Annotated in this window: 5 protein-coding genes; 4 read left to right on the forward strand and 1 reads right to left on the reverse strand. The window is 61.5% G+C overall.

Translation table 11 applies throughout. The features are described 5' to 3' along the window. Positions 1–103 precede the first annotated feature (103 nt). Positions 104–3,202 (reverse strand): autotransporter domain-containing protein, encoded by a 3,099-nt coding sequence (locus LIX91_RS18200; protein WP_226488899.1) that lies wholly within the window; start codon positions 3,200–3,202, stop codon positions 104–106. Positions 3,203–3,419: 217 nt separating this feature from the next. Between LIX91_RS18200 and LIX91_RS18205 the strand changes: the two genes are divergently transcribed. The 4 genes from LIX91_RS18205 (at position 3,420) to LIX91_RS18220 (ending at position 7,230) form a co-directional block, all read left to right on the forward strand. Further along, positions 3,420–4,316: a TauD/TfdA dioxygenase family protein gene (locus LIX91_RS18205; protein WP_226488900.1), complete on the forward strand. Its 897-nt coding sequence runs from the start codon at positions 3,420–3,422 to the stop codon at positions 4,314–4,316. A 16-nt stretch (positions 4,317–4,332) separates the two neighbouring features. After that, a complete protein-coding gene (locus LIX91_RS18210; RefSeq protein ID WP_226488901.1) occupies positions 4,333–5,214 on the forward strand; it encodes an ABC transporter ATP-binding protein in 882 nt (293 codons plus the stop codon). A gap of 91 nt (positions 5,215–5,305) precedes the next feature. Further along, positions 5,306–6,172 carry an ABC transporter permease gene (locus LIX91_RS18215; protein ID WP_003414170.1) on the forward strand — a complete coding sequence of 289 codons (867 nt, stop codon included), beginning with the start codon at positions 5,306–5,308 and terminating at the stop codon, positions 6,170–6,172. 38 nt (positions 6,173–6,210) lie between these two features. Continuing rightward, positions 6,211–7,230, forward strand: a complete 1,020-nt coding sequence (locus LIX91_RS18220) for an ABC transporter substrate-binding protein (RefSeq protein WP_103697387.1) — start codon at positions 6,211–6,213, stop codon at positions 7,228–7,230. The last annotated feature ends 186 nt before the right edge of the window (positions 7,231–7,416 follow it).

The following is a 7,416-nucleotide window of genomic DNA, read 5'->3' on the forward strand; positions in this document are numbered from 1 at the left end:
GAAGTCAAAGTAGCCCGGGATTTTCTGATGGGTCCTACATGCCGAGTCTAGAAATCCTGCAGGCTGCTCTCCGTCCCTAAAGAGAGCAGCCGCCGCTTCAGCCTTAAAACGCCAATGTCACCCGAGCATTCAACGACTGATCCGATGCATCATTGCTTACCTGTCCGTCGTAGCTCAGGCCCACGCTCAAGGTATCGCTCAACCCCAGGTCGACACCTGCGCCGAGCACGGCTGCGCTGCGGGCGATGGGGGCGCCGGAGAGTTCGAAGGTGTCACCGCCGCTGAAGGCCGAGCGGCTTTCCGGGGTGACGTCGCCGTAGGCGCGACGCCAGCCCAGTGTGGCGTTGGGTTTGATCACGACGCTGCCAGCGTTCAGGCGGGTCGCTGCACGCAGGCCCAGGGTGCTGAAGGTGATGTGGTTGTCCTGGGATTTGTTCTGCAGGCTGATGGCGTTGCTGTTCTCGTCGAAGGCGTCGGTGTCCAGGCGTACGTGTGCCAGGTTGGCGAAGGGCTCAAGCTGTGCGTTGCCCATTTCCAGGGTGTAGCCCAGTTCGCCGAAGACCTGATTGGTCGCTGCCTTGTAGTCTTCCTTGAAGTGCTCGGACGAACCCGGCAGGTCCAGCGTGCGCTTGGCGGTCAGCTCATGCCAGGTGCGCACCGCGCCGAGGCGCAGGCCCAGTTGGCCCCACTTCGCGCCGCCGTAGACACCCAGATGATAGTTGTCGCTGTCGGTCGAGCCGGACGCGTGGCGCAGGTCGAAGCTGCTGTTGCTGAAGCCGGCCAATGCACCCACACGCCAGGTGTCGTCGAGCGGTACGTCGGCGCCGAACAACAGGCCGCTGGTGCGGGTTTCCAGGCCTGAGGCGTCACGGCTGCTGTCGGTCTGGCCGTTCGCGCCGATGGCCTGGGTCCACACCACACCGCGTGAAGCATCACCGGCGAGGGTTTGCGTGGTGCTGCCGAATGCCTGTGTGGATTGCGCTTGTTGCATGCGAGCATTCATGGCATTGCGCACCAGCCGGCTGTCTTCGATCAATGCAGATTGCGTCGACGCATGCAGTTCGTTGGACAGCGCGCTAAACGTGGCCTGCGCCGTCGAGGCGTCGTCCTGTACCACCTGCCGCCACAGCGCGTTGCCTGCGCCCGCGCTGTCCAGACCCTGTGCGACCGCCTTGGCGTTGCGCGTGGTCGCCAGGCTGGCGAAGGTTTGTGCGTTGCGATCCAGCGTCAGCCCGACATCGGTGGCGGTGTAGTTCAGCGTCGGGGTAAGGAACGCGAAGTTGGTTTGCACGGCGGCAAATGCACCGCTCACGCCACCGGCTGCGGAGAGGATCGAGTAACGGCTGGCGGCCAGCCAGTTACCGCCTTCGACCAGCGACAGTGTGCTGTTATTGATCGTCGCGCGGCCGCTGGCGACGATGCGGTCGGCTTTGCCACTGGCGTCCGCCTCCACTTGATAAACCGAACCCTGAGCCAGGTTGACGTCACCGTTGACGTTCAGTTGCCCGACCGAATTACCCGGTGCGACCACGCCGCCCTGAGCGACGTTGATGCCGCCGACGGTGCCGTTACCGCCCAGCGTCGCGCCTTGCTGCACGCTGACGATGGAGTTACCGAGGTTGCCATTCACTGCCAGGCGACCGGCCTGCACGGTCGTCGCGCCGGACAGGCTGCTGTTGCCGGTCAGGTTCAGCGAGCCGATACCGCGTTTGATCAGCGCACCGTTGCCGGTCAGGGTGTTGGCGAGGGTGTCGTTGGTGGACTGATCGACCACCAGCGTTGCGTTGTCGGTGATCGTGCCGCTGCCGAAGGCCTGGGCATGACCGGTCAGGGTGCCGCCGTTGATCAGCGTGCCGCCCGAGTAGGTGTTGTTGCCGGTCAGGATCAGGTTGCCCGTACCGTTCTTGATCAGCGCACCGCTGCCGCTGATGTCGTTGCGCCAGGCGTCGATGGCGTTATAGCCGCCCAGGCTGGCGTTCATGTTGACGGTGACGTTGGAATTGAACGCGCCGTAACCATCGCCTGCGGCATACAGGTTCAAGCGACCATAGCCACCTGACTGATCGATCACTGCGTAGCCCGACGACAGTTCGGTGGTCGCCAGAATCTCGCGGCGTTGGCTGGCGTCCAGGTACGGGAAGCGTGTTTCCAGCAGCACTTCAGCGTTGGTTGGCACGACCGGGGCGAGGTTGGTCGGGCCGACCGGGTCGAAGCCGTAGGTCATGCGCGCGGTGTACAGCGCCTTGTCCTGTGCGTGTTGGGAAGTGCGGTCGGTGGCCGGGTCGATGGTCGTCATGCAATTGTTGACGTCGCCGCCGCACTGAGCGGTGAAGTAGGCCAGCGCCTGTGCGCGAGCATCGGCGCGCAGTTGGGCGTTGGCCGGGTTGGACAGGTTGTCGATGGCGAAATAGGTCGCGGTGATTCGCCCGCCCATCACGTCGAAGGGCGAGTGCATGCCCGCTTCGATGCGGTTGTCGCCGATTTCCGAAGCACGCAGCATCAACTCGCTGAACCGCTCGGGGATCGCGTAGGCCAATGCGTAGGCTGACAGGTAAGCGGCGTTGGTGTGACCGCTGGGGAAACCCGAGTCACTGGCCGGCGTGGTGCTTTCGGCCGGGCGCAGGGACGGCGCGACGACGAATGCCAGGCTCTGCCCGTCGAGGCTCTGCCGCCATGGCCGTGGATACAGGTAGTGGGACTTGGCCGGAGTCGTGGAGGCATCGTTGCGCACCGCGCCGACCAGATCGACCACTTTGCCCAGCGCCGAAGACGAACTGCCTGCGCCATTGCCCTTGTCGTCGTACCTGACGGTTTTGTTGCTGTCGTCGAATTGCGTGATGGTCGTGAACGCGCCCGCGCCGGCTTTGTAAGCATCGCTCAGCGAGCCCAGGCCGCTGATGGCGCTGTAGCTCTGGTCGCGGCGGTCATCGAAGTAGGCGGCGGTTTCCTGCGCCAGCGTGCGCGAGTTGGCGCGGTCGACCACGATCTGCAGGTTGCGCCGAAGCAGGCTCTGACCGAGGGCCGTCGGCGTGCCGGTATCCCAGGTTGCGCCGGTTGTCCACAGGGTGTTGAACCCGGAGAGCAGATCGACACCGTTTATACGATTGTCATTGGCACGGCTCGCAGCCTGAACCGAGACGGCAAGCAGCGACAGTATCAATGACGACACCATTACATGGACAACCGGTTTATTGGATCGCATAGCGGGCGCTTCACTCAGGTCGAATAAGGCGCCGACCCTAGCAAGGCGGTCTTACACTTGGATGTATCTGCTGTGACACATTTATGCTGACTGACGTTACACAGCGAGGCAGTGAAAAAAACAGCACTATCGATATTCTTTAACGGTATTTAAATTCTGTTTCTTATACCTATAGAGTTTCGTCTTTCAGTCACACAGTCTTGGAGTCGGAGTTCTCATGCCAGCAGCCTCCCTCGCTTCATTGTCCGCTCAACCTGCTTCGCAATCCTTCGAAGTGCGTCCATTCACCGAAAAGGTGGGCGCGGAAATCGTTGGGCTGGATCTGTCCAGGCCGTTGAACGATGCCGACTTCGCTCGTGTGCATCAGGCACATCTGCATCACCACGTGCTGGTGTTCCGCGATCAGCAGATCACGCCGCAACAGCAGATCGATTTCAGCCGGCGCTTCGGGGTGCTGCAGATCCATGTGCTCAAGCAGTTTCTGTTGGCCAACCATCCGGAAATCCTCATCGTCTCCAACATTGTCGAGAACGATAAGCCCGTGGGCCTGGGCGACGCCGGCAAGTACTGGCATTCGGACCTGTCTTACAAGGAGCTGCCGAGCCTGGGCTCGATGTTGTATGCCCAGGAGCTGCCGAGTGAAGGCGGCGATACGCTGTTTGCAGACATGCACCTGGCGTGGGAAACGTTGCCGCAACACCTGCGCGATGCAGTTGAAGGGCGTTCAGCGGTGCACAGTTACACCGCACGCTACGCCGAGGGCCATAACGCCGCCAACTGGCGTCCGACCCTGAGCGCCGAGCAACTGGCGCAGGTGGTCGAAGTCAGCCACCCGATCGTTCGCACCCACCCTGAAAACGGGCGCAAGGCGCTGTTCGTCAGCGAGGGTTTCACGACGCGCATCCTCGGTCTGCCGGAAGACGAGAGCCGTCAGATTCTCAACGAGATTTACGCCCACAGCGTGAAGCCCGAGCACATCTATCGGCACCAGTGGCAGGCCAACGACATGGTGTTCTGGGACAACCGTTCCCTGATCCACCTGGCTGCCGGCTGCCCGGCGCATCTGCGCCGCAAACTGCATCGCACGACCATTCAAGGCACCGCGCCATTTTGATCCTGGAGGGCCGTTCATGAATGCTGTCGCGCAAGGCCACACGGCCAGCACCAGCACCCAAGCGCAACCGGCTGCACAGCTCACCGCTGAAGCCTTGTTGCAAGTTCGCGGCGTCAGCCTCGAATACCGCACGCCAGAACGCGTGGTGCGGGCGACGCATCAGGTCAGTTTCGAAGTCGATCCGGCCGATCGTTTCGTGCTGCTCGGCCCATCCGGTTGCGGCAAGTCGACGCTGCTCAAAGCGGTGGCCGGTTTCATCGCGCCCAGTGAGGGCGAGATTCGTCTGGCGGGGCATCAGGTCACCGAGCCTGGCCCGGACCGCATCGTGGTGTTTCAGGAGTTCGACCAGTTGCCGCCGTGGAAAACCGTGATCGAGAACGTCATGTTTCCGCTGCTGGCATCACGCACGCTGAAGCGCCCCGAAGCGCTGGAGCGCGCACGTTACTATCTGGAAAAGGTCGGCCTCAGTGCGTTTGCCGATGCCTACCCGCACACCTTGTCCGGTGGCATGAAGGCCCGCGTGGCGATTGCCCGGGCGCTGGCCATGCAGCCGAAAATCCTGCTGATGGACGAGCCCTTTGCCGCGCTGGATGCACTGACCCGCCGCAAGATGCAGGAAGAGCTGCTGGAGCTGTGGGATGAAGTGCGCTTCACGTTGCTGTTCGTCACGCACGCCATCGAAGAAGCGCTGGTAGTTGGCAATCGCATCCTGCTGCTGTCGCCGCATCCGGGCCGTGTACGGGCGGAAATCAACAGCCATCAATACGACCTGAAAAGTCTCGGCGGCGTCGGCTTTCAGCAAACCGCGCAGCGTATTCATCGGTTGTTGTTCGATGAGGGCGAGGCCGGGCCGGCGGAGCAGGATCTGAATTTTCAGGACATCCGGATTGCTTACTAGGCGACTGCCTTGATCGTTCCCACGCTCCGCGTGGTAATGCCTTTCAGGACGCTCCGCGTCCTATCTACACGATTACCGGGAAACCCGAATCATGAGCCTCGCACCTCCCGCTCGCGAAGAATATGAAATCACGCTGGAGCCTTTCACTCAGGAAGACCTGGCCCGCGATCTGCCCCTGGCACAGCGTATCTGGCAACTGAGCTGGGTGCGCAAATGCGTCATCATGATCGCCCTGGCGGTGATCTGGGAACTGGCCGCGCGTCTGCAGAACAACGACCTGCTGTTGCCGAGCTTTCTACAAACGGCTGCCGCCTTTTATGACGGGCTGATTTCCGGTGAGTTGCCGGGCAAGGTCTGGATCTCCCTGACCATACTGATTCAGGGCTACCTGATCGGCATCGTGCTGGCGTTCGCCCTGACCACCCTGGCAGTGTCCACCCAACTGGGCCGCGACCTGCTCAGCACGCTGACTGCGATGTTCAATCCGTTACCGGCCATTGCCCTGCTACCGCTGGCGCTGCTGTGGTTCGGGCTGGGTCAGAACAGCCTGATCTTCGTGCTGGTGCATTCGGTGCTGTGGGCGCTGGCGCTCAATACTTACGCGGGCTTTCTGGGCGTCTCGGAAACCCAGCGCATGGCCGGGCGCAACTATGGTCTCAAAGGCCTGCGCTTTGTCTGGCACATCCTGATTCCTGCTGCGCTGCCGTCGATTCTGGCCGGTCTGAAAATCGGCTGGGCCTTTGCCTGGCGCACGCTGATCGCCGCCGAGCTGGTGTTTGGCGCGTCCTCCGGCAAGGGCGGTCTGGGCTGGTACATCTTCCAGAACCGTAACGAGTTGTATACCGACAAGGTTTTTGCGGGTCTGGCGGCGGTGATCCTCATCGGCCTGCTGGTCGAGAACCTGCTGTTCGCCAACATCGAGCGCCTGACCGTCAAGCGCTGGGGTATGCAGCGTTGAAACGCCGTCTTTTTTTGAATAATCAGGGTGAGAACCACATGGAAACTGCATTTCAACGCCCGGCACTGACTGTGTTGGCGGCGACCCTCGGTTTGTTTGGCGCGCTGCTCAGTGGCGGCGCTCAGGCTGAAGGCAAGATCAGCATCGCTCAGCAATTCGGCATCGGCTACCTGATCCTCGACGTGGTGCGCGATCAGAAACTGATCGAGAAACACGGCAAGGAGCAGGGCCTGGACATCAAGGTCGACTGGAACAGCATCTCCGGTGCCACGGCGATGAACGAAGCGCTGCTGGCCGGCGCACTCGACGTGGTGTCGGCCGGCGTGCCGCCGATGCTGACCGTCTGGGACCGCACCAAGGGCAAACAGAACGTCAAGGCGATTGCCTCGCTGGGTTCGATGCCCAATTACCTGCTGACCAACAACCCCAACGTCAAGACCCTCAAGGACTTCACCGACAAGGACCGCATCGCCGTACCGGCTGCGGGCGTGGGCTTCCAGTCACGCACCTTGCAGATCGAAACCGCCAAGCTGTTCGGTAACGACAACTACAAGAAATTCGACAACATCTCGGTGAGCCTCGCGCACCCGGACGCGACCTCCGCGCTGATTGCCGGTGGCTCGGAAATCAACTCGCACTTCTCCAGCCCGCCGTTCCAGTATCAGGAACTGGAGAACCCCAACGTGCATAAGGTGCTCAGTTCCTATGACGTGCTGGGTGGCCAGGCGACGTTCAACGTGCTCTACACCACCGAGAAATTCCACGACGAAAACCCCAAGACCTACAAGGCGTTCTACGACGCGCTGGCCGAAGCCGAGAAGATCATCAAGGCCGACAAGCCCGCTGCCGCGCAGACCTACATCCGCGTCGAGCAATCGAAGCTGCCGTTGCCCTTGGTAGAGAAAATCGTCGCCGACCCGGAAATCGATTTCACTATCACGCCGCAGCGCACCTTCATCTACGCCGAAAAACTGCATGAGCTGGGCGTGTTGAAAAACAAGGCAGCGAGCTGGAAGGATTTCTTCTTCGAAGAAGCACACGGCACCGAGGGCAGCTGATCGGCGCTGCTTGAGGATGACGCGGAGCGTCCAGAACGGCATTCCCACGCGGAGCGTGAGGAACGATAGGTGATCTCGGGAACGCCATCGTACCCATGCTCCGCGTGGATATGGATTTCCGGACGCTCTGCGTCCTCCTGAATGTATGACGCAGAGCGTGAGGAACGATAAGTGATCTCCCGGGCG

Source organism: Pseudomonas sp. B20 (assembly GCF_020515755.1).
Classification (GTDB): Bacteria; Pseudomonadota; Gammaproteobacteria; order Pseudomonadales; family Pseudomonadaceae; genus Aquipseudomonas; species Aquipseudomonas syringae.

Coding starts and splice junctions, on each gene's coding strand:
- LIX91_RS18200 (WP_226488899.1), bottom strand. CDS start 3,202: ATGCGATCCAATAAACCGGTTGTCCATGTAATGGTGTCGTCATTGATA.
- LIX91_RS18205 (WP_226488900.1), top strand. CDS start 3,420: ATGCCAGCAGCCTCCCTCGCTTCATTGTCCGCTCAACCTGCTTCGCAA.
- LIX91_RS18210 (WP_226488901.1), top strand. CDS start 4,333: ATGAATGCTGTCGCGCAAGGCCACACGGCCAGCACCAGCACCCAAGCG.
- LIX91_RS18215 (WP_003414170.1), top strand. CDS start 5,306: ATGAGCCTCGCACCTCCCGCTCGCGAAGAATATGAAATCACGCTGGAG.
- LIX91_RS18220 (WP_103697387.1), top strand. CDS start 6,211: ATGGAAACTGCATTTCAACGCCCGGCACTGACTGTGTTGGCGGCGACC.